The sequence below is a fragment of the Tardiphaga sp. OK246 genome, assembly GCF_900188215.1.
Lineage (GTDB): Bacteria > Pseudomonadota > Alphaproteobacteria > Rhizobiales > Xanthobacteraceae > Tardiphaga > Tardiphaga robiniae.
The window spans coordinates 435441-462313 of sequence record NZ_FZOX01000006.1 but is presented as its reverse complement, the minus strand read 5'-3'; the positions used below and the strand labels follow the sequence as shown (position 1 = coordinate 462313).

Sequence of the window (26873 nt, the reverse complement as noted above, 5' to 3'; positions counted from 1 at the left end):
GGACGAGACGATTTCATGCATATGCTCAATCCCCATTGCGGTGTCGAACGTGACCCGCGAGGTATAGTTCGGCTGACGATCTGCAACGCCGGCTCACTCAATATTCTCAATTCAGCCGCAATCAAGGGCGTTCGCGAAGGCATCGAGGTATTGGCCACAGAACGCGCCATTCGCGCGCTTGTCATCGCCGGCCAGAGCGAAAAGAGCATGATTGGCGGCGCCGACATCAAGGAAATGGCGACGCTGGATCAGGCCTCCGCCGAGAAATTCATTTCCGGCCTGCGCGATCTCTGCGAAGCCGCCCGCGCTTTTCCCGCGCCTGTGATCGCCCGCATCCCCGGCTGGTGCCTTGGCGGCGGCCTCGAATTTGCTGCCGCCTGCGATTTCCGGATCGCTTCGCATGATTCCAAATACGCCATGCCCGAGGTCAGGGTCGGTATCCCCTCGGTGATTCACGCTGCCCTCTTGCCGCGCCTGATCGGTTGGGGCCGTGCGCGCTGGCTGATCATGACTGCCGCCACCATCGATGCACCGACCGCGCTCAATTGGGGTCTGGTCGATGTGGTTGCGGCCGAAGGCGCACTCGATGCCGAAGTCGAAAAGACGATCGAAGCCATACTCGAGTGTGGACCCGAAGCCATGCGGTCCCAAAAAGCCCTGCTGAAACAGTGGGAAGAGCTGCCGCTGAAAGAATCCGTCAATCTCAGCGTCGGCGTGTTCGGCGAGGCCTATCTGACCGGCGAGCCGCAGCGACTGATGCAGGGTTTCATCAACCGCAAACGCTAGCAGCTCGACCTCACGAGAATTTTGCACAGGCCGGCATTGCGTATCTTGCAGCGCATCATATGATGAGTGTCATCCAAATGACCCGCGCTTGCGCGAAGGAGCCTCCATCATGTCCGCAGCTTCAGATCCGGTCGTCATCGTCTCGGCCACCCGCACTCCGCTCGGCCGCTTCCAGGGCGAACTATCGCCCTTCTCCGGCCACAAGCTCGGCAGCCACGTCATCGGTGCCGCCGTGGCACGCGCGAAACTGACACCCGAGCGCATCGACGAAGTCTTCATGGGCTGCGTACTTCCCGCCGGCCAGGGTCAGGCGCCCGCCCGCCAGGCCGCCCGAGGTGCCAAGCTGCCGGATGCCACGGGGGCCACGACGATTAACAAGGTCTGCGGCTCCGGCATGAAGGCGACCATGCTTGCCCACGACATCATCCATGCCGGCTCGGCGGAGATCGTCGTCTCCGGCGGCATGGAGAGCATGACCAATGCGCCCTATTTGCTGCAGAAGGCACGCGGCGGTTACCGCGTCGGCCATGATCGCATCATCGATCACATGCTGATGGATGGGCTTGAGGATGCCTATGAGGTCGGTCGCTCGATGGGTGACTTCGGCGAAGCCACCGCTGAGGCCTATCAGTTCACGCGTGGAGATCAGGACGCCTATGCGATCGAGACGCTGACCCGCGCGCGCAAGGCGGTGGAGAGCGGCGCCTTCAAGGCGGAGATCACGCCACTGACCGTCGTCGAGAAGTCCGGAGCTCGCGAGATCGCCAATGACGAACATCCGCTGAAGGTCGATCCCGCCAAGATCCCGAACCTCAAACCAGCCTTCCGCAGCAACGGCACTATCACGCCCGCTGCTTCGTCCGCCAATGCCGATGGCGCTGCTGCCCTGGTGCTCGCCAAGCGTTCCCTCGTGGATCGTGAGGGCCTGCCCGCGCTGGCCGTGATCCATGGCCACGCCACGCACAGCCAGGAACCGCAATGGTTCACGACTGCGCCCATTCCGGCAATCCGCAAACTGCTCGACAAGGTCGGCTGGAGCGTCGGCGATGTCGATCTGTTCGAAATCAACGAGGCCTTTGCCGTGGTGCCGATGGCCGCGCAACGCGACCTTGGAATTCCCCGCGAAAAACTGAACGTCAATGGCGGCGCCTGCGCGCTGGGCCACCCCATCGGCGCCACCGGCGCGCGGCTGATCGTGACGCTGCTGCATGCACTGGAAGCCAGAGGCCTGAAACGCGGCGTCGCGGCACTGTGCATCGGCGGCGGCGAAGCCACCGCGATTGCCATCGAACGCATCGTTCACTGAACCGCCTTTCCCAGATATGATCGGCGCGGCGATGGTCGTCGCGACGCCTTTTCTCATTGATTGCAGGAAACCCGATGATTTCCGGATGGCTCTCGACTGCCCTCACCCGCCGCAATATCCATTACGGATGGGCGATGATCGCCGTAACCTTCGTGACGGCGCTGGTCAGCGCTGCCGCGGTTGGCGCGCCCGGCGTGTTCATCGTGCCGCTGCAGAAGGAATTCGGCTGGAGCACCGCGGAGATTTCCTCCGCCATGTCGATCCGCTTCGTGCTGTTCGGCCTGATGGCGCCGTTCGCCGCGGCGCTGATGAACCGTTATGGGTTGCGTAACGTCACGCTGATTGCCCTGCTCGTCGTTGCTGCAAGCCTCATATTGTCGCTTGGGATGACGCAGGTTTGGCAGTTGATGGCGCTCTGGGGCGTCGCCGTTGGCATTGGCACTGGGATGACGGCGCTGGTGCTCGGCGCCACCGTCGCAGCGCGCTGGTTCAGCGCACGCCGTGGCCTCGTCGTGGGTATCCTCACCGCGAGCGCGGCCACCGGTCAGCTGATCTTTCTGCCGATCCTCGCCAGCATCACCGAGCACAGCAACTGGCGCTGGGCACTGGCGCTGATGTGCGTGATGCTGGCCATAGCCGCGCTCGGGGTGCTGCTGGTGATGCGGGACCGTCCCAGCGACATTGGCATTCGCCCCTATGGCGACACCAGCACCGAACCGCTGGCGGTTCCGCCACCGAACACCTCGCCGATCATGGCGGCAGCACTCGGTGCCCTGCGCGATGCTGCCCAGACCAAGGTGTTCTGGATCCTGTTCGCCACGTTCTTCATCTGCGGGGCCAGCACCAACGGACTGGTGCAGGTGCACCTGATCCCGATGTGCCTCGACTTCGGCATCCCGCAGATTCAGGCGGCCGGACTGCTTGCGGCGATGGGCGTGTTCGATTTCGTCGGCACTATCGCGTCAGGCTGGCTGTCTGACCGGTATGACAATCGTTACCTGCTGTTCTGGTACTATGGCCTGCGCGGCCTCTCGCTGCTGGCACTGCCGTTTACCGACTTCTCGTTTTATGGCCTGTCGCTGTTCGCGCTGTTCTACGGCCTGGACTGGATCGCCACCGTGCCGCCGACCGTGCGCCTCACTGCATCCAAGTTCGGACCGGAACGCGCGGGTCTAGTATTCGGCTGGATCTTCGCCGGTCATCAACTGGGCGCAGCAACGGCGGCATTCGGCGCTGGCCTGTCGCGCACGGTACTGCTCAGCTATCTGCCTGCCTTTTTCGCGGCAGGTGCGCTATGTATTATTGCAGCGCTGATCGTGCTGGCGATTTCAAAAGACAAGAAGGTCGCGACCGCCTGATCCCCGCAGGATTCAGGCTGCTCGCCACTCATATCAGAACGGGAATACATCATGCGCCGCGTTGTAATTACGGGGATGGGAGCGGTGTCGCCGCTTGGTTGCGGCGTCGAAATCAACTGGTCTCGGCTGCTCGCGGGCCAATCCGGCCTCCGCCTGTTGCCGGAGGCCATGACCGCTGATCTCGCCGCCAAGGTCGGGGGTCAGGTGCCCGACATCGCGAACGATCCGGAAGGCGGTTTCGATCCTGACAAGGCGGCGCCGCGCAAGGATCAGAAGAAGATGGATCGCTTCATCCTGTTTGCGCTGATGGCTGCCGATGAAGCCATCGCGCAGGCCGGCTGGCAGCCGAAGGATGCGCGGGAGCGTCAGCGCACGGCCACAATCATCGCGTCGGGCATCGGCGGCTTTCCGGCCATTGCCGATGCTGTCCGCACCACCGACACCAAGGGTATTCGCCGGCTGTCGCCGTTCACCGTGCCCTCGTTCCTGGTCAATCTTGCGGCCGGTCATATCTCGATCCGCTATGGCTACGAAGGAGCGCTCGGCGCACCCGTAACAGCCTGCGCCGCCGGCGTGCAGGCGATCGGCGATGCAGCGCGTCTCATTCGCTCCGGCGAAGCGGATGTCGCCATTGCCGGGGGTGCCGAAGCCTGTATCGACCGCGTCAGCCTCGGCGGCTTCGCCGCCGCTCGCGCGCTCTCCACCGACTTCGTCGCCAATCCGGAGCGCGCCTCGCGCCCGTTCGATCGCGACCGCGACGGCTTTGTGATGGGCGAAGGTGCCGGCATCGTGGTGCTCGAGGAACGCGACCATGCCCTGGCACGCGGCGCGAAGCCGATCGCCGAACTGATCGGCTACGGCACGACGTCCGATGCGTTCCACATGACAGCCGGTCGCGAGGACGGCGACGGCGCGAGGCGCGCGATGGATATCGCTCTGGCACAGGCCAACATCACGCCTGCCGATGTCCAGCATCTGAACGCCCATGCCACATCGACGCCGGTCGGCGATCACGGCGAGCTCGAAGCGATCAAGTCGATCTTCGGAACGACTGGCGGGGTCGCTGTAAGCTCGACCAAATCCGCCACGGGCCACCTGCTCGGTGCAGCCGGAGGGCTTGAGGCGGTCTACGCAATCCTCGCGCTGCGTGACCAGATCGCTCCGGCCACGCTCAATCTCGAAAATCCCGATCCGTCTGCCGATGGCATCGATCTGATCCGCGGCAAGGCGCGGCCGATGGCCATTGAGCACGTGCTCTCGAATGGCTTCGGCTTCGGCGGCGTCAATGCCAGCGTGCTGCTGCGGCGAGTATAGCTTACGGCCGCATCGCGAGCCGTGACGGCCCTGCCGTGCGGAGCGGTTCGGCAAGACGTGCAAACTCACACAGCAGCGAGCGCGTCTTCGTGGGGTTGATGACTTCCTCGACCCAGAACTTCTCGGCCGAACGGAATGGCGAGCGCAGCTTGTTGAGGCGCTCCTCGATTTCCTGCTGCTTGAGCTTTGGATCGTCCGCCGCGTCGATCTCGGCGCGATAGGCCGCCTCGATGCCGCCTTCCAGCGGCAGCGAGCCCCAATAGGCCGAAGGCCATGCGTAACGCATCGAGAACCGGTTGGCCGGCTGATGCACCACGCCGGCGACGCCGAACGCATTGCGGATGATGATCGTGCACCACGGCACCGTGGTCTGATTGACCGCGGCCATGGCGCGCACGCCGTGACGGATAGTCGCTGCCTTCTCCGCATCGAGCCCGATCATGAAACCCGGGCAATCCATGAGATAGACGACAGGCAGATGGAAGGTCTCAGCCAAATCGACGAAGCGCACGACCTTCTGGCAGGCTTCCGCGGTCCACGAGCCGCCGTAGTGAAACGGATCGCTGGCAAGCAGCAGCACTGCACGGCCTTCGAGACGCGCAAAACCGGTGATGATCGGCCGGCCGAAATTCGCTGCCATCTCGAAAAATGAGCCCTTGTCGACGACGGCGTCGATGATCGGGCGCATCTTGTAGACCTGCCGGCGGTTGCGCGGCACGGCGTTCAGCAGAGATTCTTCCGCACGTTCGGGATCATCATTGCAGGCGATCGTGGGCGGCAGGTCATAGACGGACGATGGCAGATAGGACAGGAAGCGTCGCGCACAGGCGAAGGCCTCCTCTTCTGTCTCCACGGCATGATCGACGCCGCCAGCGCGCGTCTGGATATCGGCGCCGCCGAGTTCCTTCTTCTCAAGCGACTGGCCGAGGCGCGCGACAACGGGAGGTCCGGCGACGAACATCGCGGAATTCTTCGTCATCACCGAGTAGTGGCTGGCTGCGAGCCGCGCGGCACCGAGGCCGGCGACTGAACCAAGGCCAAGGCCCACGACCGGCACCTGCGCCAGATTGGACGTCGTGTACCAGTACCAGCGCGTGCCGCCGACGCCGCCCGGCAGATTGGCAGCGCCCCTGGTCTCGATGGTCTTGACCGAACCGCCGCCGCCGGAGCCTTCGATCACGCGAATGATCGGCAGCCGGAAGTCATGCGCCATTTCCTCAGCCATCAGCGGCTTGGCCGAGATCGAGGCGTCGGCCGAACCGCCGCGCACGGTGAAGTCGTCGCCAACAACGACGACAGGCCGACCGTCGATCTTGCCACGACCGAACACGCAATTCGCCGGCGTCAGATGCTTCAGCTCGCCAGATGCGTCGTATTCACCGATGCCGGAAACAGCCCCAACTTCGTGAAAGCTTTTTGCATCTATCAGTCTGTCGATACGTTCACGAACTGTGAGCCGGCCCTGGTCATGCTGTCGCTTGACCTTGTCAGCGCCCCCCATCTCCCGCGCGAAGGCTTCGCGCCGGGCGAGGTCGTCGAGTTCCGGCTTCCAGTTCATTCATTCCCTCCGGGAGCATTTTTTTCTGAGCTGTTGGCGCGGGAGGCGCATCTGGAACGGGCGCACTGGTCAGGCCGCTATCTGCGTTCTGAACCATCATGCTGATCGTGCCGCTGAGCTGACGCAGGATCGGAGCGATCTCGTCCTGCAAGCGCTGCTCGTCATACATGGCGGCAAGCAGACCGATGGTGACGACCACATAGGTTTGATACTGCGGCGACCAGATCGGCGTCGCAATGCCGGTGATATGCGGTGACCAAAGGCCACCTGCGAGAACGTAGCCGTTGTCACGCAGACATTCGCGGTTCCCAGCGATCTTGCCGCGCAGGATCTTGGCGTCCTCGGGCATTTCGCGAGCGATATCGTTGATCAGGGCATTGCCGACGTCTTCGTCGAGCGCTGCGGTGTAGGCGTGGCCGGCTGCAGTCCGGCCCATGGCGATGCGGCTGCCGGTGGTCGAATGCAATCCGAGCGCGTGATCGGCGCGGGCATATTCGAGATAGACCATGTGGAAACGATCGGGAATCGTGAAGCCGATCGTGCCAGGTACCTGCTCCGCCACTTCCTGCAAACGCAGGCGGATCAGGTTGCGCACCTGAAGTCCCCGCATCATCGAAGCACTCATCGCGACCGCACTCGATCCGATGCGGTACTTCTGATCTGCCGGCAGATAGGCGAGCTGGCCCATGCGCGTCAGCGTATGCGTCAGGCGCGATACGGTGGAGCGCGGCAGGCCGCAACGATTGGAGATTTCGAGATTACCAAGCCGGGCATCATGGCCCTCGAAGCAGCGAAGAATATCAAAGGCGCGCGAGACCACCTGGATCACATCGCCGTCGCCTGCCAAGTCGCTGGCGAGCATGCCTTGTTTGCTGAGCCGTTCCGAACGTCGTCCCATGATGCGTTTCCCTTAAAACGACGCATCTCGCGGGGAGCCAATCCGTTGGATTGCCCCGATGTGCGCCGCCGTCCCGTTCCACTGTGCGGAATTATATTCCACTTGCGGGCTACGCTACCTCAGGCAATCTGCGGCGACAACACCAAGCTGCTCGTTTCTTCTCATTCTTAGGAATTGTCCGGTCGCGTCGGCGCTACACCTATAGCGAGCAGCCGCCCACGTGATCGCGGAGAACACCATGCCAGAGATCAAGATCCTCAGCGAAGTCGCCGGCCGCATCTGCTCACTGCCGCTCGCAACCGGCGATTCCGTGAATGAAGGAGACGAAGTGGCTTTTGTCGAAGCCATGAAGATGGAAATTCCGGTCGCTTCTCCTGCCGCAGGTAAAATCAAATCGATGATCGTCGCGGTCGACGACGTGGTCGCTGAAGGACAGTTGCTCGGCACAGTCGAGACGTGAGCAGACATGCAGTCACGGCCTCGACTGCCGTACCAATGTGCTGCGGCATTCTGTCTGAGATGGTGACCGCTCCCATCATCCAGCGAACAGCCTCAGGACATTGCCAGCGCCTGACGGCGATGACATGATCGCCGGACAATAAAAAGCAATTCGCAAAGCGAATGCATCTGGAGGGGAAAATGCTTCACCGGCTCATCGCGCTGGCGTCCGTTGCCGTGCTCACTACAACCGGCGCCGTATGCGCACAGGATATCAAGCTTCCACCGACCATGGCGGTCACCGCCTATGACACCGGCACTGCCGGCTTCAACATCGCCGTCGCCGTCGGCAAGATGATGAAGGACAAATATTCCACCGACGTGCGTGTGCTGCCTGCCGGCAATGATGTCGCGCGGCTGGCGCCATTGCGCGCCGGTCGCGCAACGATCGCCTGGATGGGCTCGGGCATCTACTTCGCGCAGGAAGGCGTGTTCGAATTCGGCGTCAAGGAATGGGGCCCTCAGCCAGCGCAGGTCACGCTGTCGACCATCGACTGTAATGGCGCCTCGCTCGGCGTCGCTCGTGATATCGGCGTGAAGGAGATCAAGGATCTACGCGGCAAACGCGTCGGCTTCGTCGTCGGCTCACCTGCCCTGAACCAAAACTCGCTTGCGATCATGGCGTTCGGCGGTCTCACCAAGGCAGACATCAAGCCGATCGAGTTCGCAAGCTACGGCGCAATGTGGAAAGGCATGGTGAACAACGACGTCGATGCAGCCTTTGCTACCACCATCACTGGCCCGGCCAAGGAAGTCGAGACATCGCCGCGCGGCATCATCTGGCCGCCCCTCCCCGCGGAAGACAAGGCTGGCTGGGAGCGCGTCAAGCGTGTGGCACCGTTTTTCAATCCACATGTCGCGACCTGCGGCGCGGGCATCACGGCATCAGCGCCCGTCAACATGAGCACCTACCCCTACCCCGTCGCGACCGTCTACGGCTTGCAGGCGGAAGATCAGATCTACGCGATCACCAAGGCGATGATCGTCAACTTTGACGCCTACAAGGACAACGCACCAGGCGCGTTAGGCCTCGCCGTAAAGGCGCAGTCCATGAAATGGGTCGTTCCGTTTCATCCCGGCGCCGTGAAAGCCCTCAAGGAAGCCGGCAACTGGACGCCAGAAGACCAGGCACACAATGACGGACTGCTGAAGCGGCAGGACGTCTTGAAAGCGGCATGGAACGAATACGCCAAGGCCAGTGCATCAGCCGGCGAAAAGGAGTTTCTCGACGGCTGGATGACGGCCCGCGCGGCTGCGCTCAAGAAGGTCGGCATGCCGAACGGCTTCGAATAACGTCGTTATTTTTAGCTGTAACCGCGAACAATAATCGGGGCCATTATGTCAATTTCGTCACCCGATCATGCGCGGCCCGCATCCGACATTCCCGTAAAAATGGAACTCGACGATCCCCATGGAGTCGCCGACCTCCAGGAGTCCGAGGTCTCGCGCGTTCGCGCCTTGCACGGCGTGTGGCGCTGGGCGCTGATACTGGCCACGCTCGCAACCATCCTGCTCTGCATCAACCAGCAATTTTCGCTGCGCTTCTTTGTGGATGTCACGCAACTCAACACCGAATATTTCTATCTGCTAATCGCGCTGATGCTGCCGTTCACGTTCCTGATCTTTCCGGGAACGTCGAAGGCCGATCTCGACCGTGTGCCATGGTACGACGTCGTATTGTTCGTCGCCACTTTCGCGGCCGCGATCTTCCTGATGATGAACATCCGCAAGGCCGCGCAATTTGGCTGGGAATTCGACGGCGCACCTAAACCCGTGATCGCCGCAGGCCTCGTGATGTGGTTCGTGCTGATGGAGGCGCTGCGCCGCACCGGCGGCTGGAGCCTGTTGCTCAGCGTTTTTCCCTTCACGCTGTATCCACTGTTTGCCGACGCCAAATGGCTCGGACCGTTCCGCGGCACCCAGTCGACGCTGGAGCAGACCACTGCCTATCACGTGCTATCGGGCGAGAGCCTGCTTGGCATTCCGATCCAGGCCTTCGCCGACACCGTGATCGGCTTCCTGGTGTTCGGCACCGCGTTGATGATGACCGGCGCCGGCAAATTCTTCATCAATATCGCCTTCGCGATGTGCGGCACCTTCCGCGGCGGCGCGGCAAAGGTGTGCATCTTTGCATCCGGCCTGCTCGGCACCGTAGGCGGCAGCATCGTGTCCAATGTGCTCACCGCTGGAACGATGACGATCCCCGCGATGAAAAAAACCGGCTTCACGCCGTCCTATTCAGGAGCGATCGAAGCCTGCGCGTCCACCGGCGCCGTGCTGGCGCCACCGGTGCTGGGCGCGACGGCCTTCGTCATGGCGCAATTCATGAACACGAGCTATGCCGACGTCGCACTCGCCGCCACGATTCCATCGATCCTGTATTACTTCGGCCTGTTCGCGCAGGTCGACAGCTACGCCGCGCGCCACAAGCTCGAAGGCATCCCGCGCGAGGAACTGCCCCGCTTCATGGATGCGCTCAAGGAGGGCTGGTACTATCTCTTTGTCATCGCGATCCTTGTCGTGATGCTGCTGTACTTCAAACGCGAGAGCCACGCGCCGTTCTACGCCACCGCTTTGCTGGTCATCCTGCATCAATGGTCAGGCCCGGCACCATGGAAGAAGGGCAACACCGCCGTCCTGGCGCTCTCGATTGTGCTGACCGGATTGATGGTCTGGCTCGATCTGCAGAACGCCTATCTATGGGGAATGTGCATCCTCGCAGCGCTCAATGAATTCTTCCCCGGCAAGAACTGGGGCGGTGCACGATGGATCCACTTCCTCGAACTCAACGGCAAGACCTTCGTCGAACTGATCGCCATTCTCGCCGGCTGTGGCCTGCTGATCGGCGCGTTCTCGCTCACCGGCGTAATCTCGAGCCTGGCCAACGACCTTCTGGCGATCGCCGGCGGCAACGTCTTCCTGCTGCTGATCATGTGCGCCTTCACCAGCCTGATCCTCGGCCTCGGCCTGACGACGACGTCCTGCTACATCTTCCTCGCTATCCTTGTCGCACCGGCGCTGGAGAAGCTCGGCCTCAACAAGATGGCCGTACACATGTTCATCTTCTATTGGGGCATGCTGTCGTCGATCACGCCACCGGTCGCCATCGCATCCTTTGCCGCCGCCGGCATCGCCGGCGCGCCGGCGATGAAGACCGGCTGGGAGTCGATGTGGGTCGGCAGCATCATCTATTTCATCCCGTTCTTCTTCGTGCTGAATCCGGCGCTGCTATTGCAGGGCGACAGCCCCTACCTCGAAGCGTTCGGCCTCACCGGCCTTGCCTGTCTCGGCATTGTCTTCATCTGCGGCGGCATTCAGGGCTATCAAGCCTATGTCGGCGATCTCCGCCGTGCGGGCGCGATGGAATGGCCACTACGTGTGCTGCTGGTGATCGGTGGCTTCGTGATGGCGACACCCGGCGGCGGCATCAATCCGCTGTCGCAGTGGCAGATCGTCGCCCTCGCCGCCTGCATTCTCGCGCCGACGGTGCTGATCGCGCTGGCGCTGATCAGGCGCGGCGATGCCCGGCTCGCGGTGTCATGACCGCGAAGGCATTCAGGTCGATTGAAGATTGAAAGCTAGAAAAACTCTTCCGGGCAGGGATCGACGATCTTCCAGAGATCCATGCCGTTCTTGATCTTTTTCATTTCCGGCGTGAGACCGCCGTTGCGCGCTAGCCAGTCTTTCACCGGCGGCGGATAATAGGCCATCAGGTCCGAGGTGCCCTCGTAGCTGATCACCTTCATGCCGAAGGTGAAGGCCTTGTCGTAATAGGCCTGATGGAAGCCCAAGCTGGCGCGCGGAGTCACGCAGACCTTGTTCATCGGCACGATGCCGAACACCAGGGTGCAGGCCGAATTGCAGATGCCGTCGATGATCACCCGCTCCTTGCGGTCGCGGATGCGCTCATACTTAGCCTTGTATTCCTCGACATAGCCGCCGTGGTCGCGGGTGATGCGCAAATCTGCCTTGGCCGGAGCCACGGACAGCACCAGCAGGGACATCAGGACAGGCAGCAGCGAAAGGCGCATCGCGTGATGAAACCGGTAAGGGACCCCAAGCCAACGCCCTTTTCCGGCATCAGCACACCGCCCGACTCTGGCCGGACAGTGCTAGTATTCCGTTAAGCATCGCCTTTGAGCGAAAAAAAGGCAGGAACCGGCCCTGCCTCACTCTCTGCCTCACCCGGCCTAGCCGTTCAGGAACATCCGGTAGACCGGATTTTGCGTTTCGTCCTCATAGGGATAGCCGAGCGAAGTCAGCCGCTGCGTCAGGGTCGGCCGGTCGGCCTGCGGGACTTCAATCCCAACGAGCACCCGGCCGTAATCCGCGCCGTGGTTACGGTAGTGGAACAGCGTGATGTTCCAGTCCGCCCCCATCTGGTCGAGGAATTTCAGCAAGGCGCCTGGACGCTCCGGAAATTCGAAGCGCAGGATAACCTCGTCCCGCAAAGCGGGCGGTGCTCGCCCGCCAACCATATAGCGGATGTGCAGCTTGGCGGTTTCGTCTGCGCTGATGTCCAGCACCTTGTAGCCGAGCGCCTGCAACTGCCCGATCAGCTCGCCCTTGTCGTTCTTGGCGCCGCTCAGCTTCAGGCCGACAAAGACATTGGCTTCCTTGGCGTCGGCATAGCGATAGTTGAACTCGGTGATGTTGTGATTGCCGATGGTCTGAATAAAGCGGCGATAGCTGCCCGGCTGCTCCGGAATGGTCACGCCCAGCAGAATCTCACGCGCCTCACCGACTTCGGCACGCTCTGCGACGTGCCGCAGGCGATCGAAATTCATGTTGGCGCCGCTGTTGATGGCGACCAGCGCCCCCGTGCGCGTGGGATTGTTCGCGGCATAGCTCTTCAGTCCTGCCAGCGCCAAGGCGCCGGCCGGCTCCGCGATCACGCGCATATCCTCGAAAATATCCTTGATGGCAGCGCACATCTCGTCGGTGTCGGCCGTGATCACATCATCAAGCAATTCACGGCAGAGACGGAATGTTTCGACCCCAGCCTGGCGCACGGCCACACCGTCAGCGAACAAACCGACGCGATTGAGAACGACGCGCTCGCCAGCATCTATCGCGGCTTTCATCGATGCGGCATCGACGGGCTCGACACCGATGACCTTGGTCTCCGGGCGCAGAAATTTGATGAAGGAGGCAACGCCGGCCGCAAGCCCGCCGCCGCCGATCGGCACGAACACCGCCTCGATGGGATCGGGATGCTGCTGCAGGATTTCCATGCCGATGGTGCCCTGCCCCGCGATCACGTCGGGATCGTCATAGGGATGCACGAAGGTCAGCTTCTGCTCGGCCTCGAGCTTGCGCGCATGCGCCGCTGCTTCGTCGAACGTGTCGCCGAACAGCACGGCATTGCCGCCCCAATATCTGACAGCATCGATCTTGATCGGCGGCGTGGTCACCGGCATCACGATGGTTGCCTTGATCCCGAGCCGCTGCGCCGACAGCGCCACGCCTTGCGCGTGATTGCCAGCCGAGGCGCAAATCACGCCGGCCGCGCGCTGCTCCGCGGACAGCCCCGCAATGCGGTTATACGCGCCGCGAATCTTGAACGAGAAGACCGGCTGCAAATCCTCGCGCTTGAGCAGCACGGGGCTCCCCATGCGCGCGGTCAGCCGAACCATCGGGTCCAGCGGCGTCTGGATCGCGACGTCGTAGACGCGGCTGTCCAGGATTTTGCGAACGTAGTCAGTCACAGGTAGTCCTCGAACATGTGGCAGAGACCGAACTGGCCACAGAACGGCTTGCCGACAGCTTGTTGGCGCAGATGGGCACCGAAATGACCGAGAAATCAAGCCTGTTTTCCAGAAAAGCACCTATGAACGCCCGACCGCCATTTCATGGATCGGCGTTAACGATGGTGTACGGCTCTCGGCGTATGTTGTCTTGCTGATCCAAACATTCCGAACCAGCGATGCCCTACGATGCAACTATCGCCAGCCGAAGATGCAGAAGCACCAAGATCGCAGACCGATCGCACGCGTCAGGTCTGGATTGATTTTGCACGCGGAATAGGCGTCATTCTCGTGGTCTATGGCCACGTGCTCGGCGGCCTGATACCGCCACATCTGTTTCCTGACGGACCGCTCGCGCAGTGGATGAGCTACACGCTCTACACGTTCCACATGCCGCTGTTCTTCTTTCTCGCGGGCCTGAACGTACAGCACAGCCTCACACGCGGCGTTCGGCCGTTCCTCGCCAGCAAGGCATGGACGATCGCCTATCCCTATGTGCTTTGGTCGCTGATCCAGGGCAGCGTGATCATGCTGATATCACGCAATGCCAATATTCCCGTCACAGCCAGCGACCTCGTGGCGATCGGGTATCGGCCGATGGCGCAATTCTGGTTTCTATATGCCCTGATGATTTGCCACATATTGGCGGTGCTCATTCCCAATCGCACCATCATGATTGTCGTCGCGCTCGCCGGTCTGATCGTGTTCATGCTGTTGCCGATCCGCCCCGATCTTGCGCTCACCATGCATCACCTACCGTTCTATGTCGCGGGACTCTATGCAACCCGCATCGTGATGGCGTGGCAGCCTCATGGGCGAACGGGCTGGACCATGTTGACCGTGATCACCACCGCTTTCGCTGCTGCAGTCGCCGTTGGAGGACAGCTCTCCGGCTTCGACGCAAATGGTACGACTTCGCTTCCGGCATGCATTCTCGGCATCAGCGGCGTGGTGCTGCTTTGCAAATTGCTGAACGAGACGCGACATCGCTGGCTGGCGCTCGTCGGCGTCATGTCCATGACGATCTATGTGCTGCACATCATGGCGGGATCCGGCACGCGGATCATCATGCAGATGCTGCACGTGCCGCCAATGCCGTGGGCCTATCTCCTCGCAGGCACCGCGGCCGGCGTGATCTTGCCCATGGTAGCCCATGTCGTGTTGCAGCGGCTGAACCTGCTGGCACCACTCGGGCTTGCGCCACTGCCGAGGCGCAAACCTGCACCCGCTCCGCTTGTCAGCCAGGCGGCCCGACCGGACTAAACTCTGCCGGTCCGCGCCTGCTCCAGGGGCATCGCGGCATCCTCGGTAGGTCTGACAGTCTGGTCGTGCGGACAGGCCATCGCGAAAATCATCCAGAACAGAGCGGATATCTCACCTGACGAGATACTGGTCAGTGGCAAGTGAATCAGGATGCCGCCGAGCGACAGAGCGCCGAGCACCACGCCTTCTTTGGTTGGCATCCGCCATGCCGCAGACGTGCTCCAGACCCCGACCCAGATATAGGCTGCCAAACAGAGCAGTCCGACAGGAATACCAAGCGTGAGCCAGCTCGCAATGATCTGGCCATCGACCGGCATGGTGCCCGCGACACCGATATCGGTGAAGCTGAAGCCAGATCCCACCACCATGCTGTCAGGTGTATTCCATAGCGTCACGAATTCCTCGAGGCGTTCGTTGCCGCTGCCATCCTCGGAGCCACTGCCGAGCGACTGCAGCCGCTCGGTGATCACATCGCCGAAGGGCGTGAACAGGACCGCCGCCATGGCTGCGCCGACGATGCCAAGTCCGGTCGCAAGCGCCCGCCGCCGTGTGGATTGAAACACCATGCAGAACACCACGGCCAGCGCGAGCGCGATCCAGCCGGTCCGATACAGCGACAGCAACAGGCCCAGTGCCGCGGGCGCCAGGGCAATCAGAGACTGCCAGCCGGGTCTCAGAAAGCCCAACAACAGCAATCCCGTTGCGGTGAAGGTCGCGTAAGTGGCGGGCCCGTTCATCGTGCTGAAGACGCGCACCATATAGGGCAGCGGATATCCTGCCGACAGGATCGAGGCATAGTTCATCCAGAACCGGTCCCAACTTGGGGGATCGACATATTGCCAGATGCCGTAGAGACCCGTCAGCGGCAGCACCACCAGAAAGATGCGCGCCATGGCATTGACGAGTTCGCCGTCGGACCTTGCGCGCTGCTGCAAAGCGATGCCGTAAAGCACAGGTGCCGCCCACTTCAACGCACCTGTCGCGGCGCTCATCCAGTCATTCTGAAAAACCGACAGCATGGCACCGTAAGCGATGCAGGCCAGCACGATAGCCGGCGCGATCAGCCAGGGATCGCGCAACTGCTCGCGGGAGGACAGCAACGTCCACAGGCTCGGTAACGGCGTCAGGATGAACAACAGCGGCCCGATCAGCATGATGCTGGCCGCGTCGTAGCCGACCGACACATCGACCACGCGCCGCACGAATGGTGCGAAGGCAAACAGCAGGATGGCCGATTGGATATGGGCCGCGGTGCTGCGTTGCCAGGCCAGCCAGCCAGCAGCGGCGCAGCCGACCACGAAGAGCGGACGCGACAATCCGCCCAGCGCGGGACCGACCACCAAGGTCACGATCAGAAGCAGCGCAGTCGGTAGCCACCCGGACAGGACGAAATCCACCGGACCGGATTTGAGTCGGCCTTGATTCATAAAGGCAGACTATAGCGAGCAGCCTCCCCGACGTTAGGCAAAACCGCTGCGCTCCCCCATCGCGGGGCTAGCTTTTGCGACTTTCGCCGCTATGGTGCCGCCGTCGCACTCGTAGCTCAGCTGGATAGAGCATCGGATTTCGATTCCGAGGGTCGGGCGTTCGAATCGCTCCGAGTGCACCATGACAGGTGCCCTTAAACGCCTGTGTCCATTCGGTTTTTCCAGAGACTAGGCGCTCGCTTCGCGCTCGATCGTCCGCAGCCGCACGAAGGCCGCCCAAGCCTGAGGAAACTCCGCACTCTTGGCATCAATGGCCATCAGAGCCCGGAGGGCTTCCCGAATTTCGTCCGGCGAAGGCCGCTGAGATGAGGTTCCCGCTTTGGACTTCGCCCAGAGATCTTCAACCGATTTTGCCAGCACCAACGCCTCGGCATTCGTCCGTTTCTGCACAGGTTTTGCCAACACGTGATCCGGCGGAAAGACTGGCCAGACGGTCGGCGGCTTGTCAGAACGCCAGTCGGCTTCGGGGCCGGGCGTGGTTTTGAATGGCTGGTTTCCCGATTGCTGCCCGCCCGAGCCGGGTTGGCCCGCCAGACGACCGAGTTGCTGCTCGGTCGTCCCGGCCGGTCCACTGCCCGCAGGTGATAGTTGCGACGCCATGTCCGTGAGCACTGACGGATCGGCTGCCGGCAGCGTCTTTTGAACAAGCTTGATCGCCTGGAGCGCACTGGGTGATATGCCGATCTTCTGTTGAGCCAGCTTCTCTTCTTCTTCAGAGACCGGACAAGCCTTGTACGCATCGTGCCGTTGCGCGATCTCTCCATCGTCGTCGATACGCGCAAAGTCGATGGCGACCGTGTAAACGAAAGCTCGATGCCCGGTGTAAGCTCCCGATTTGTCCTTGGCGTTCACGCTGCCGCAAACATATTTCCTGTTATCGACCTGGACCGACCGCAAGCCATCGAATTGCGCAGATGACGGATTGAGCAAGAGTCGCGTGACTGCAGCACGCGCCTTCGAGTTATTGGTTGTCAGGATGGCATCCAGCGCATAGTCGGGCCGAATGAAGGACGGCTGATAATAGAACACGGATGCGGCCGCAAAAAACGCTGCACCCACGCCGGCAGATATCAGGGCAGCTGGCGTGTTCATGCAGTAACGTGCTCCGCCGAGGCCCTTCAACAAGCCATGGATTCCACTTTACATTGCACCAGCTTGTAACCATTCCGTTAACGCGCACCTCCACAACGGCCTCGTCTGAAACCCGTCGTTGCGGTTGCACCGTTCAACCGAATAAGGCTGTACGCCGCGGCGCTCTTTGAAAACAACATCTTGATGGCGTGCTGAACCGCAAAGCCTGCCGTCAGCGGCATTTACCAGCCGTTACCACCATCCAATTTAAAATCCCCGGCGCCAAGGAAGCGTCGATGACCCCTGAAAAACCAAATGCTGGCCGCGTCGCGTTCGAGCGCGGTTTCCCTGTCTGGCTCATGGCCATTGACGGCACATGGCGCCGCAGTTGCCGCATCATGGACGTGTCCGAGACGGGCGCACGCCTTATCGTCGAGAGTTCGATCGAGGGCATTAATCTCAAGGAATTCTTCCTGCTGCTGTCGTCCACAGGACTGGCGTTCCGTCGCTGCGAGCTGGCCTGGGTCAATGGCGAGGAAATCGGCGCGACATTTCTGCGACAGGGCGCCAAGAAGAAAGCCGCTCGGCCGGCTGACACCGAATCCTGACATCCCTGCGACCGTTTCCGGAACCTGGCACCGACACGCAGCGGCTGACGCCCTCCACGGATCTGCACAACTTTGCGGCAGGAACATTCGCGCGCCCGAACTCTTGTTGTCCCGTGAACAGTTGGGTGCGTTTATCCGTTTGAACCCGGGAGCCACCGTGAAGAATTTTTCTCATGCCGCGTTTCCGCCAGACACAATCTCAGTGATGAAATAAGCGCTGGACGGGGCTGTTTCAACGCTGCCGCATCCCGTCAACTCCGCTCACGTGCAATCCATCGCCGAAAGCATCCTGCGCACCACAAGCGAGGGTGAACGCGATCCCACGATGCTCCAGACCATGGCGCTGCTGGAATTGCGGATTACCCAGCGGGACTGACGGCCGACCGATCATCACGACCTCGTGGATAACGAAAGTGGGGCTTGCTGCAGCGCAACCAGATGCCATATTCCGCGTTATCGCCTCATCACGGAGGTTGCCGCATGCCCTACGCGCTGTTTTCAAATTCGGTCAAAGTCAGCAAGGCCTTCCCCAGTAAATCCGATGTCTGGCGGCATGCCGTCGAGAGTGGCTTGGTGATGGAAGTCGGCCTGGGCGAGGAAGATCCGCCGCGTCGTCTTCTCGATATCGGCTATGCGATCCACGCATGTGCCGCCGATCCAGTCGAGAAATCGGCCGCTACAGGCATGAGCGAGCACGACATCAGCCAGATGATTGCCGCCTGTCAGCTCAATCAGCGGTCCGCAGCCGCCGCATCGTAAATTCAATGTCGCCGTCTGGCAGCTCGCGCCAGCACTCAACTTCACTCATGTAAGCCTGCTTCGGAAACCGGTCCAAAAACGCCCGCGCCGTCTTGCGGGCGTTTTCGCGTGGCTGTGTGAAGCTCTCGCGCACATAGCCGTCATCGATGGCACGCCGCTGCTGGCGCGCGGCCATTCTCTCCGCCAGATCGCGCGGTGTTCCCGGCATTGCTGCTACTCCGGACACAAGCAACGTCTGATAGATTGTCACGGATGACCGGCAGATCAAGCGTCATGTTTCACGGCGCGACAGGTTTGCGCTCAGAAGAAAGGGCGCACCGATCACTCGGCACGCCCCTTCCCTGTTCTCGCTGAACCAGGCGCCGAGACGCCCTTCCGAAGCTCAAAGAGTGAGCCTAGCGGGCGGCCTCAGCGAGGTGACAGCGCTTGGAATTAGACACTGGACCACCTCCTTTCATTGTTCGTGACAGCCTGAGTATAGGAAAGATTCGCGCCGTGTTAAGGGGCGCGATCCAGACGAGCCATGCAATCTCGCACAGGGCGCGCGAGCCAGCCGCCGTTGTGAAGGCTTGGCCATGCATGCATCATCTTTCTCTGCTGTTGCTTCGCGCATCACCTGAGCAAGCATTGGACAGCGGTAAAATCAATCAAGGACGGAAGCGACCATTGGGCTTGCCCCACCTTGTCCATTAGGTCCCTTCCCCGATGTCCAGCAATCTCGACGCCCGGCCGAAAGGCGTGATGACGCGTCGCGCTGCCATTATTTTTCAGATCGCAACGCTCGGCACTGTCGCCATGTTCGCCAGCGCACCGACACCACTCTACCGGATCTATCAGGACCACTGGCACCTCTCGCCGGTCATGGTCACGACGGTGTTCTCCGCCTATGCGCTCAGTCTGCTGGTTGCGCTGCTGACGGTCGGGGGATTGTCGGATTATATCGGTCGCCGGCCCGTGATGTTCTCGGCGCTGATCCTGAATGTCCTGGCGCTGCTGGTTTTCATTACGGCAGATTCCGTCGTGGCACTGATCACCGCCCGCACCATTCAGGGATTTGCAACCGGCATTGCCTTCGGCACCATCGGTGCTGCCATGCTCGATCTGAATCGCGCGCACGGATCGCTGATGAACAGCCTGACGCCTGTAACGGGCACAGGGATCGGCGCGTTGCTATCCGGCGTACTCGTCAGCTACGCGCCGCCAATGCCGACCCAACTGGTCTATCTGCTGCTCCTCGCAGTAACGCTCATACAAGCCATTCTGCTGTGGTGGATGCCGGAAACAGTCGCCCGTCGTCCCGGTGCGTGGGCGTCGCTCCGGCCGATCGTGACCGTACCGCCTCACGTGCGACAACCCCTGACCCTGGTCTCGCCGGGCAACATCGCCGTCTGGGCGTTGGGCGGATTCTACTTGTCGCTGATGCCCTCGCTGCTCCGGCTCATCACCGGATCGAATTCGCCTCTCCTTGGTGGACTCGCCGTGACAGCGCTGACCTTGAGCGGTGCCGCTTCGATGCTGGTGGCACACAAATGGCCTGGTACCACCATTCTGATCCGCAGCATGGCGTGTCTTATTCTCGGCGTGCTGATCACGCTGGGCGGGGTCTACACACAAAGCGTCCCACAACTATTGGTCGGCACGGTCATTGCCGGCTTTGGCTTCGGCGCCGGATTCTTCGGTAGCATCCGGACCGTTGTGCCGCTGGTCCCCGCGCATGAACGCGCTGGATTGCTCTCCGTAATTTTCATCATCTGCTATCTCGCCTTCAGCCTGCCGACTATCGTCGCAGGCTTGGCGATCCCGACGCTCGGCCTGCCGCTCACGCTCGATATCTATGGCGCCGCGGTCATTGTCCTCGCGGCGATCTCGCTGATCGCCGCGCTCGCATCGGTCCGCCGGGCGTTGTGACCAGCTACGTCATGCTACCTGGCATGAAACAACGGATCACTGTGCCGGACGAACCCTGTATCGGCCACACCATGGTGCGACCGACGCGGTTCGGCACCGTGATGACAGCTTCGTCAGGTACGTCGAGCCACATCCCGTCGATCCGCACCTTGTAGTGTCCACTGTTGGATTCCCAATCCACATCGCTGACGGCGCTGCCGTCTGCATCGGAACAACACGGCCCCTTGCCGCTGCGCAGACTATCGAACCAGGCTTTCAGATCGGGGCTGGTATTGGCGAATTGTCCGCGATCGCGCGCAGCGACCGATTGCATCAGCGGCACTGATAACAGAACCGCAATACACAAGGTCGGCGCTCCCAGCTTCAGCCAGCCTGCACGACGCCGGACGCGTCGATCGTGAGAGATAGTAGTTGGCGAACACGGCGCATCGGCGCCGGAAGTCATCCAGTCGCTCATTTGCTTGCTCCAGCCCCCGGCCGGCACAATGATGTTCAGGTTTGTCGCGGGCAAAGTACCCGCCTCTTCCGTAGTCACTCACGTAAAGCGCATCATACGACTATCGAAGAACGGCTGCGCTTCAACTTCGCGACAGACGCCCAATCAAACGATAGGCGATTCTCCATTAGCACCGGCAGGCTCTCTTCGCACTGCAGCGAATTTGTGGTGATAACTTCAATGGCAGAGGTATTTAAGAACGCCCTCGTCGCGAAGTGCCAAGGCGGCAAGCGAGCGCACCTGCGTCACTCGGTCTTTCGCTCGTGCACCAACAGCGCCCGCGAATGCGTTGACGTTGGTATACGGTCTTTGCAATACTTCTGATTGCGCAACCAAGGGACGGGTTTGCGCCATCGGGCTATTATGAAGAATGGACTCTACTCGATCCATGTCGAGCTTCTCGACGGGCGTTCAGGCAAGGGCAGCGGTGTTGTAACCTTTCGCGAAGGCGAACTGCTCGGCGGCGACGCGTACCTGTTCTACGTCGGTACCTATGTTCTCAACAAGGAAGCCGGCACCTTCAAGGGCGAGGTTTCCGTCATGCAGCACACGCCCAGCCCTGACATGAGTCCACTGTTCGGCGGCCAGAGCCAACCGGTCGGTATCGGTCTGTCGGGTACTTTCACGGATACGTCGGCGACGATGAACGGCACAGCGCTCGTCGGCAAGCACAGCCAGATATTCCGCGCGACACTACGCAAGCTTGCGGAATTTCAGCAGTAGCAGCGTCTACTATTCCGCTGCCATCTCCAGCGGCGCGACGCGCGGCAGGATGATCTGGATGCGCGTTCCCTGCCCCGGATCGGACTGCAGATGCAGACGACCACCGAGGCGGCTGGTGACGATGCTGTAGACGATGTGCAGACCCAGGCCTGTGCCACCCTGATCCCGGCGCGTCGTGAAGAACGGGTCGAAAGCACGCCGCCGGACCTCCGGGCTCATGCCGACGCCGTTATCCGCAAAAAGAATCTCCACATGATCGTTGCCGGCTTCCTGCACCTTGATCTCGACCGAGCCACCATTGCCATCGGGGAAAGCATGAGCGACGGAATTGAGGAACAGATTGGTCAGCACCTGACCATACGGACCCGGATAGCTGTTCATCGTCAATCCCGGCTTGCAGTCGACCGAAAGCGCCAGCTTCTGTTTCCGTAATCCTGGCTTCAAACTCATCACCACCTGCTCGGTGAGATCGGCGAGATCAAAGACGCGCTGGTCCGAGTAATTGCGGTCAGCGGAAACCTGCTTGAACGACTGGATCAACTCAGCCGCGCGATTGAGATTAGCAACCAATTGTGCCGCTGCGTCGCGGTTGGACTCGATGAACTCAGTCAGGGTCGAGCGGCGCAGCTCGCCGCGCGCAACCTCCTCGCCGAACAGCGCGATCTTGCGTTCCAGCGATGACGCCACGGTCAGGCTGATGCCCACGGGATTGTTGACCTCATGGGCCACACCGGCAACCAGCCGCCCAAGCGCCGCGAGCTTCTCCGCCTCGATCAGCGAATTCTGCGTCTCACGCAGATTGCGTAGCGCCGTTTCGGCGGCGTCCTTGGCCTTGAGCATCTCCTGCTCGCTGCGCTTGCGCTGGCCGATATCGAGCGCCACGGTCACGATGTTCTGGATATCACCATCGGTCGTCAGCAAAGGCAGCTTATTGACCAGCCACTGCCGCATCACACCGGCAGCGTCCTTGTACTCTTCCTCGTAGAAACCAAGGCCCTTTCTGGTCGCCAACACCATCTTGTCAGGCGAGTCGGTCTTCGACGCGCCAAAGCGCATCATCAACTCGCCAGTGGTTTTCCCAATCGCCTCACCGGGCTCGATGCCGAAAATCCCCGCCATATACCGGTTCATCAAGACGTATCGCAGATCGGTGTCTTTTACGTTGATGACGGCAGGAACGGTATCGATGACCTGCTGCAGCAACCTGCGACCTTCCCTGATCGCGGCTTCGGCATGTTTCTGGTTGGTGATGTCGCGGACTGTTCCCTCATAGCGCACAACCTCGCCATTCTCGTCGCGGACCGCCGTGGCGCTGTCGGACAGCCAGAGGACCGTGTCGTGCCGTTGACGGACCTGATACTCGAATTCGCGCACCATTCCGTCGCTTGCCATGCGCTGCTGATACTCGGCGCGCGCCGCGGGATCGACATAGATGTTGCGCGAGATATCCAGCGTGGCGCGGATCAGGTCTTCCGGTGAATCATACCCCATCATCCGCGCCAGTGCCGGATTGGCATTGAGCAGCGCACCAGCCGGCGTCGTCACATAGATGCCGTCGACGGATCCTTCAAACAGCTTGCGATAACTCTCTTCCGCCAGCCTCTGCTCGGCCAACGCATGCAAGGCCGCCTCGCGCGCGGCATCGGCATCGACCAGCGTCTTGCGGAACACCTCCGCGGCGCGCGCGATGTCACCGATTTCATTCTCCAGATCCATGGCTGGGATCGGCGTGTGCTTGGCGCCCCCAGCTAGCGCACGGATCGACTTGGCAATCGCCTTCAGCGGCTTCACGATCCGCCGCACCACGAACAGTGCCGCCAACAGCCCGACCAGAACGCCCGCCGTGCCAAGGATGATGCTTTGCCATCTTGCCTCGGTCAGCGTGCGCGCGAACTCACGCGACAGCACCCGACCACGACGGGCGCTAAGCTCGCGCAACAATTCGGTCACCCGCCCGATTAATCGGCCTTCGGCGCCAAGCACATCCCTGTCGAGATCGGCGATCTCGCTCTCGGTTTCCGAGATCGAAATGATTGCATCGGTGTACGCATCGGCCGCCGCACGAAGCGCGGGCGTGCTGATCGGCAGCGCACGCATGCGCTGGGCGGCCTGCTCGGCTCCGATCGGATCGCGCGCCAGCAAAGCCGCCGCGATCTCGTTCTGCGCCCGGAACATGGCGTTGGCGGCATTTGAATTCGTCACATCCGGAACGGCGTTCTCGAATTGCTCGCGGAGCGGCGGAAGCGTCGCCAGCATAGCGGAGCGACGTGCGATCAGCGATGAGACGCGCTCAATCCCTTCGCGGTACTTGGTCAACCGCGCGTCGACACCGTCGATCATGTCGCGCTGCTCGGGCGCAAGCTCGATCCGGGTCTTCTTCAGGAGATCGCCGAGCGCCGTGGCAGCCTGCGAGACCTTTTCCGGCTGTGCGTCGGGATCGGTGACGAAATCGCGTGCTGCCAGCCGCAGGCTGATCAGGCGGCGGTCGATGTTTTCGGCCAGATCGCCGACGCTCTGCAGCCGCTCAAGCTCGGCGAAGGTATTGTCAATATGACGGATCGCAACCACGCTGGCGATGCTGGTGATCAGGATCACCGTCAACACCAGCAGGAACCCGCTGAAAGTCAGCTGGCCGATCGAGAGCGAGGACGATCGGACCCGCTGAAAGAATGCCGCAATGGCAGAGGACATGGTTGTGGGACCGGACTTCAGAGCGTCCCAATATATCCCGACTTCAGCCGCCGGGGGAACATGCTGGACGGCCCGATCGGGCCGAACCGTCCAGCATGGTGTTTATTTCGGCCTAATCGCGTCGGCCGTGCCCTGGATGAAGGCCTGGATCTTGACCACATCCGCTTCGGTGAGCTTGCCGGTAAAATCAGGCATGCCCTTGTCCTTGAATGGCCCGTTGAACACGATGTCCTTCAGGTTGGTGATGGTCTCGGTGGAGACATAGCCCAGGTTGGGCACATTGCCGCCCTTATCCACGCCGGGCACGCCGTGGCAGGTCGCACAGGCATTAACGTAGATCGAAGTCCCTTCCGGCACGTGAGCGGGATCGTATTTGACCCCGGTCAGCAGATTGCCGATCTGGTACTTGGTGAAGGCCGGCAACGGCGCCTTGCCGCCAATGGCGAAGGTGTAGACCGTGCCGGGCGCCTCACGATCCGTCGCGCGCTGGGTGATCCCGAATACGCCGCCCCATCCAACCGCCACCGACACGTATTGCACGCCATCGACCACATAGGTCGCAGGCGCCGCCACCACGCCGGTGCCGACGGGCGTCTCCCAGAGTTTCTCGCCTGTTTTGGCGTTATAGGCGATGAAGCGGCCATCGGCGGAGCCCTGGAACACGAGATTGCCGGCCGTCGTGAGCGTGCCGCCATTCCAGGGTGCGATATACTCAGCGCGCCAGGCTTCCTTCTGCTTCACCGGATCCCAGGCGATGAGACGCCCGAACGGCAGATTCTTCGGTGGCGCCGCATTGAGCGAGAAGCCGACATTCCAGCCGGTGGTGCCGCCGAATTTGTTCTCCGCCGGCGCATTCTGCACTAGCGCCTTCTCGCCCGTGAGGTTCAAAGGCACACCCTGCGCCGGCAGATAGACCAGCCCGGTTTGCGGATTGAACGACATCGGATGCCAGTTATGGGCACCGAACGGTCCGGGAATGCTGTCGAAGGATTTGCCCGGCGAGCGGGCTTCCGGCACCTCGATCGGACGACCACTGGCGTCGTAGCCGGTAGCCCAGTTCACATCGACAAAGTTCTTGGCCGAGATGAACTTGCCGTTGGTACGATCGATGACGAAGAAGAAGCCATTCTTGGGCGCGTGCAGCACCACCTTGCGCGGTGTGCCGTCGATGGTGAGATCGGCCAGGATCATCGGCTGCGTCGAGGTATAGTCCCAGTTGTCGCCGGGCGTTTCCTGATAGTGCCAGAGATATTTCCCGGTATCGGCATTCAGCGCGACGATCGAGCCGAGATAGAGATTATCGCCGCCTCCCGGACTGCGCAGATTGCGATTCCACGGCGAGCCGTTGCCGGTGCCGATATAGACCATGTTCAGGTCGGGATCGAAGGTGATCGTATCCCAGGCCGAGCCGCCGCCGCCATTGACCCAGTATTTGCCAGCCGGATCCCAGGTCTTCGCCGCGGCAGCCATCGAGTCGTCCTCGAACGGCTTGGCCGGATCGCCGGGCACCGTGAACCAGCGCCATGCCTGATTGCCGGTCTCAGCGTCATAGGCCGTAACGTAACCGCGCACGCCATATTCGGCGCCACCATTGCCGATGACGACCTTGCCGTTGAACACGCGCGGCGCGCCGGTGATCGTATAGGACATCTTGCGGTCGATGACCGTGTCCTTCTCCCAGACCTTCGTGCCGGTCGCGGCATCCAGTGCGACCAGCCGACCGTCATAAGCCCCCACGAACACCTTGCCCTTGTAGAGCGCGACGCCGCGATTCACGACATCGCAGCAGCCACGATAGCCCTTCTCGCGATCTACGCCGGGATCGAAGGTCCATAGCCGCTTGCCGGTCCGGGTATCGACGGCATGCACCACGCTCCATGGCGCCGACACATACATGATGCCGTCCACCACCAGCGGCGTCGCTTCAACGCCACGGATGGATTCCAGATTATAGGTCCACATCAGGCCGATATCTTTGACGTTCTCGGCCGTGATCTGATTGAGCTTGCTGAAGCGCGTCTCGGCATAATCGAGGCCGTAAGTCGGCCAATCCTTGGACGTCGCCGTATTGGCCGTGATCGCGGCACTATCGATTGCCGATGTAACCGCCTTTATGTGATCCGGTGTGCCCTTGGTCTGTGCGTTGGCGGCACCGCCCAACAACGTCGCGCCGAGCGCTACTGCGATGGATGTTCGGAGCCAACGGTGCAGTATTGTATGTGAGTTGAGTGTCCCGTTGAAAAATGGACGCGAAGACGCGCCCCGACGAGCAAGCTGTCTCATGCATTTCACTCCCAATGGCCTCTGGCGGGCCTGTCACGATGTTACGCGCAGGAGTTGAATCGTCAACAGATGAGAACAGTTCCAGATTTTTCTCTGACGCGTTTTGCATCGCAAAGATC

The 26873-nt window shown here is 61.4% G+C and carries 22 protein-coding genes and 1 tRNA gene; 13 read left to right on the top strand and 10 right to left on the bottom strand.

Annotated features, from left to right (window positions below):
- The first annotated feature begins 15 nt into the window (after positions 1 to 15).
- The 4 genes from CHC01_RS26245 (at position 16) to fabF (ending at position 4764) form a co-directional block, all read left to right on the top strand.
- On the top strand, positions 16 to 786 hold the full coding sequence (locus CHC01_RS26245) for an enoyl-CoA hydratase (RefSeq protein ID WP_089267272.1): 771 nt from the start codon (positions 16 to 18) through the stop codon (positions 784 to 786).
- Between the two features lie 109 nt (positions 787 to 895).
- On the top strand, positions 896 to 2092 hold the full coding sequence (locus CHC01_RS26240) for an acetyl-CoA C-acyltransferase (RefSeq protein WP_089267333.1): 1197 nt from the start codon (positions 896 to 898) through the stop codon (positions 2090 to 2092).
- A gap of 74 nt (positions 2093 to 2166) precedes the next feature.
- Positions 2167 to 3450, top strand: coding sequence for an MFS transporter (locus tag CHC01_RS26235; protein ID WP_089267271.1), 1284 nt, complete (start codon positions 2167 to 2169; stop codon positions 3448 to 3450).
- A 51-nt stretch (positions 3451 to 3501) separates the two neighbouring features.
- The gene (fabF, locus tag CHC01_RS26230; protein WP_089267270.1) at positions 3502 to 4764 is read left to right on the top strand and encodes a beta-ketoacyl-ACP synthase II; all 1263 of its coding nucleotides are present in this window, start codon (positions 3502 to 3504) and stop codon (positions 4762 to 4764) included.
- A 1-nt stretch (position 4765) separates the two neighbouring features.
- Here the strand turns inward: fabF and CHC01_RS26225 are convergent, their stop codons facing one another.
- Together CHC01_RS26225 and CHC01_RS26220 are read right to left on the bottom strand one after the other, a co-directional pair.
- A complete protein-coding gene (locus tag CHC01_RS26225; protein WP_089267269.1) occupies positions 4766 to 6322 on the bottom strand; it encodes an acyl-CoA carboxylase subunit beta in 1557 nt (518 codons plus the stop codon).
- Positions 6252 to 7220 (bottom strand): IclR family transcriptional regulator, encoded by a 969-nt coding sequence (locus CHC01_RS26220; RefSeq protein WP_089267268.1) that lies wholly within the window; start codon positions 7218 to 7220, stop codon positions 6252 to 6254. Before CHC01_RS26220 ends, CHC01_RS26225 begins: the two co-directional genes overlap by 71 nt.
- Before the next feature lie 238 nt (positions 7221 to 7458).
- On the opposite strand from CHC01_RS26220, the gene CHC01_RS26215 reads away from it, so the two are divergent.
- From CHC01_RS26215 to CHC01_RS26205, 3 genes are all read left to right on the top strand, one after another.
- A complete protein-coding gene (locus tag CHC01_RS26215) occupies positions 7459 to 7680 on the top strand; it encodes an acyl-CoA carboxylase biotin carboxyl carrier protein subunit (protein WP_068730696.1) in 222 nt (73 codons plus the stop codon).
- A gap of 179 nt (positions 7681 to 7859) precedes the next feature.
- The gene (locus CHC01_RS26210) at positions 7860 to 9011 is read left to right on the top strand and encodes a TAXI family TRAP transporter solute-binding subunit (RefSeq protein WP_089267267.1); all 1152 of its coding nucleotides are present in this window, start codon (positions 7860 to 7862) and stop codon (positions 9009 to 9011) included.
- Between the two features lie 45 nt (positions 9012 to 9056).
- Complete coding sequence (locus CHC01_RS26205; RefSeq protein WP_089267266.1) at positions 9057 to 11261, top strand: TRAP transporter permease; 2205 nt, start codon at positions 9057 to 9059, stop codon at positions 11259 to 11261.
- Positions 11262 to 11296: 35 nt separating this feature from the next.
- Here CHC01_RS26205 and CHC01_RS26200 read toward each other — a convergent pair whose 3' ends face one another.
- Both CHC01_RS26200 and ilvA read right to left on the bottom strand, forming a co-directional pair.
- Positions 11297 to 11749, bottom strand: coding sequence for a hypothetical protein (locus CHC01_RS26200; RefSeq protein WP_089267265.1), 453 nt, complete (start codon positions 11747 to 11749; stop codon positions 11297 to 11299).
- Between the two features lie 159 nt (positions 11750 to 11908).
- Positions 11909 to 13426 carry a threonine ammonia-lyase, biosynthetic gene (gene ilvA, locus CHC01_RS26195; RefSeq protein ID WP_068730692.1) on the bottom strand — a complete coding sequence of 506 codons (1518 nt, stop codon included), beginning with the start codon at positions 13424 to 13426 and terminating at the stop codon, positions 11909 to 11911.
- Between the two features lie 228 nt (positions 13427 to 13654).
- On the opposite strand from ilvA, the gene CHC01_RS26190 reads away from it, so the two are divergent.
- On the top strand, positions 13655 to 14728 hold the full coding sequence (locus CHC01_RS26190) for an acyltransferase family protein (protein ID WP_089267264.1): 1074 nt from the start codon (positions 13655 to 13657) through the stop codon (positions 14726 to 14728).
- Here the strand turns inward: CHC01_RS26190 and CHC01_RS26185 are convergent.
- Complete coding sequence (locus CHC01_RS26185) at positions 14725 to 16155, bottom strand: O-antigen ligase family protein (protein ID WP_210421712.1); 1431 nt, start codon at positions 16153 to 16155, stop codon at positions 14725 to 14727. The two genes, CHC01_RS26190 and CHC01_RS26185, sit on opposite strands and share 4 nt — an antisense overlap.
- A gap of 105 nt (positions 16156 to 16260) precedes the next feature.
- On the opposite strand from CHC01_RS26185, the gene CHC01_RS26180 reads away from it, so the two are divergent.
- A tRNA-Arg gene (locus CHC01_RS26180) sits at positions 16261 to 16337 on the top strand.
- Positions 16338 to 16383: 46 nt separating this feature from the next.
- On the opposite strand, the gene CHC01_RS26175 is transcribed toward CHC01_RS26180, so the two are convergent.
- Complete coding sequence (locus CHC01_RS26175; protein ID WP_089267263.1) at positions 16384 to 17307, bottom strand: hypothetical protein; 924 nt, start codon at positions 17305 to 17307, stop codon at positions 16384 to 16386.
- A gap of 275 nt (positions 17308 to 17582) precedes the next feature.
- Between CHC01_RS26175 and CHC01_RS26170 the strand changes: the two genes are divergently transcribed.
- Both CHC01_RS26170 and CHC01_RS32770 read left to right on the top strand, forming a co-directional pair.
- The gene (locus CHC01_RS26170) at positions 17583 to 17894 is read left to right on the top strand and encodes a pilus assembly protein PilZ (protein WP_089267262.1); all 312 of its coding nucleotides are present in this window, start codon (positions 17583 to 17585) and stop codon (positions 17892 to 17894) included.
- 420 nt (positions 17895 to 18314) lie between these two features.
- The gene (locus tag CHC01_RS32770) at positions 18315 to 18653 is read left to right on the top strand and encodes a hypothetical protein (RefSeq protein WP_176454711.1); all 339 of its coding nucleotides are present in this window, start codon (positions 18315 to 18317) and stop codon (positions 18651 to 18653) included.
- Here CHC01_RS32770 and CHC01_RS26155 read toward each other — a convergent pair.
- Positions 18622 to 18861 (bottom strand): hypothetical protein, encoded by a 240-nt coding sequence (locus CHC01_RS26155; RefSeq protein ID WP_089267261.1) that lies wholly within the window; start codon positions 18859 to 18861, stop codon positions 18622 to 18624. The two genes, CHC01_RS32770 and CHC01_RS26155, sit on opposite strands and share 32 nt — an antisense overlap.
- Before the next feature lie 497 nt (positions 18862 to 19358).
- Here CHC01_RS26155 and CHC01_RS26150 point away from each other — a divergent pair, with 497 nt between their 5' ends.
- On the top strand, positions 19359 to 20561 hold the full coding sequence (locus tag CHC01_RS26150; protein WP_210421711.1) for an MFS transporter: 1203 nt from the start codon (positions 19359 to 19361) through the stop codon (positions 20559 to 20561).
- A 4-nt stretch (positions 20562 to 20565) separates the two neighbouring features.
- Here CHC01_RS26150 and CHC01_RS26145 read toward each other — a convergent pair whose 3' ends face one another.
- Positions 20566 to 21018, bottom strand: coding sequence for a hypothetical protein (locus tag CHC01_RS26145; protein ID WP_089267260.1), 453 nt, complete (start codon positions 21016 to 21018; stop codon positions 20566 to 20568).
- 402 nt (positions 21019 to 21420) lie between these two features.
- Between CHC01_RS26145 and CHC01_RS26140 the strand changes: the two genes are divergently transcribed.
- Entirely contained in the window at positions 21421 to 21780 is a 360-nt protein-coding gene (locus CHC01_RS26140; protein WP_089267259.1) for a GrlR family regulatory protein, read from the top strand.
- Positions 21781 to 21789: 9 nt separating this feature from the next.
- On the opposite strand, the gene CHC01_RS26135 is transcribed toward CHC01_RS26140, so the two are convergent.
- Positions 21790 to 24471: a PAS domain S-box protein gene (locus CHC01_RS26135; RefSeq protein WP_089267258.1), complete on the bottom strand. Its 2682-nt coding sequence runs from the start codon at positions 24469 to 24471 to the stop codon at positions 21790 to 21792.
- Between the two features lie 102 nt (positions 24472 to 24573).
- Positions 24574 to 26754, bottom strand: coding sequence for a PQQ-dependent dehydrogenase, methanol/ethanol family (locus CHC01_RS26130; RefSeq protein ID WP_089267257.1), 2181 nt, complete (start codon positions 26752 to 26754; stop codon positions 24574 to 24576).
- Positions 26755 to 26873 lie beyond the last annotated feature (119 nt).

Bases quoted from the DNA above. Each gene is read 5' to 3' on its own strand.
- CHC01_RS26200 (WP_089267265.1), bottom strand. From the start codon at position 11,749: ATGCGCCTTTCGCTGCTGCCTGTCCTGATGTCCCTGCTGGTGCTGTCC.
- CHC01_RS26205 (WP_089267266.1), top strand. From the start codon at position 9,057: ATGTCAATTTCGTCACCCGATCATGCGCGGCCCGCATCCGACATTCCC.
- CHC01_RS26240 (WP_089267333.1), top strand. From the start codon at position 896: ATGTCCGCAGCTTCAGATCCGGTCGTCATCGTCTCGGCCACCCGCACT.
- CHC01_RS26215 (WP_068730696.1), top strand. From the start codon at position 7,459: ATGCCAGAGATCAAGATCCTCAGCGAAGTCGCCGGCCGCATCTGCTCA.
- CHC01_RS26245 (WP_089267272.1), top strand. From the start codon at position 16: ATGCATATGCTCAATCCCCATTGCGGTGTCGAACGTGACCCGCGAGGT.
- CHC01_RS26225 (WP_089267269.1), bottom strand. From the start codon at position 6,322: ATGAACTGGAAGCCGGAACTCGACGACCTCGCCCGGCGCGAAGCCTTC.
- CHC01_RS26210 (WP_089267267.1), top strand. From the start codon at position 7,860: ATGCTTCACCGGCTCATCGCGCTGGCGTCCGTTGCCGTGCTCACTACA.
- CHC01_RS26185 (WP_210421712.1), bottom strand. From the start codon at position 16,155: ATGAATCAAGGCCGACTCAAATCCGGTCCGGTGGATTTCGTCCTGTCC.
- CHC01_RS26235 (WP_089267271.1), top strand. From the start codon at position 2,167: ATGATTTCCGGATGGCTCTCGACTGCCCTCACCCGCCGCAATATCCAT.
- CHC01_RS26175 (WP_089267263.1), bottom strand. From the start codon at position 17,307: ATGAACACGCCAGCTGCCCTGATATCTGCCGGCGTGGGTGCAGCGTTT.
- fabF (WP_089267270.1), top strand. From the start codon at position 3,502: ATGCGCCGCGTTGTAATTACGGGGATGGGAGCGGTGTCGCCGCTTGGT.
- CHC01_RS26155 (WP_089267261.1), bottom strand. From the start codon at position 18,861: ATGCCGGGAACACCGCGCGATCTGGCGGAGAGAATGGCCGCGCGCCAG.
- CHC01_RS26220 (WP_089267268.1), bottom strand. From the start codon at position 7,220: ATGGGACGACGTTCGGAACGGCTCAGCAAACAAGGCATGCTCGCCAGC.
- CHC01_RS26150 (WP_210421711.1), top strand. From the start codon at position 19,359: ATGTCCAGCAATCTCGACGCCCGGCCGAAAGGCGTGATGACGCGTCGC.
- CHC01_RS26135 (WP_089267258.1), bottom strand. From the start codon at position 24,471: ATGTCCTCTGCCATTGCGGCATTCTTTCAGCGGGTCCGATCGTCCTCG.
- CHC01_RS26145 (WP_089267260.1), bottom strand. From the start codon at position 21,018: ATGAGCGACTGGATGACTTCCGGCGCCGATGCGCCGTGTTCGCCAACT.
- CHC01_RS26170 (WP_089267262.1), top strand. From the start codon at position 17,583: ATGACCCCTGAAAAACCAAATGCTGGCCGCGTCGCGTTCGAGCGCGGT.
- CHC01_RS26140 (WP_089267259.1), top strand. From the start codon at position 21,421: ATGAAGAATGGACTCTACTCGATCCATGTCGAGCTTCTCGACGGGCGT.
- CHC01_RS26130 (WP_089267257.1), bottom strand. From the start codon at position 26,754: ATGAGACAGCTTGCTCGTCGGGGCGCGTCTTCGCGTCCATTTTTCAAC.
- CHC01_RS26190 (WP_089267264.1), top strand. From the start codon at position 13,655: ATGCAACTATCGCCAGCCGAAGATGCAGAAGCACCAAGATCGCAGACC.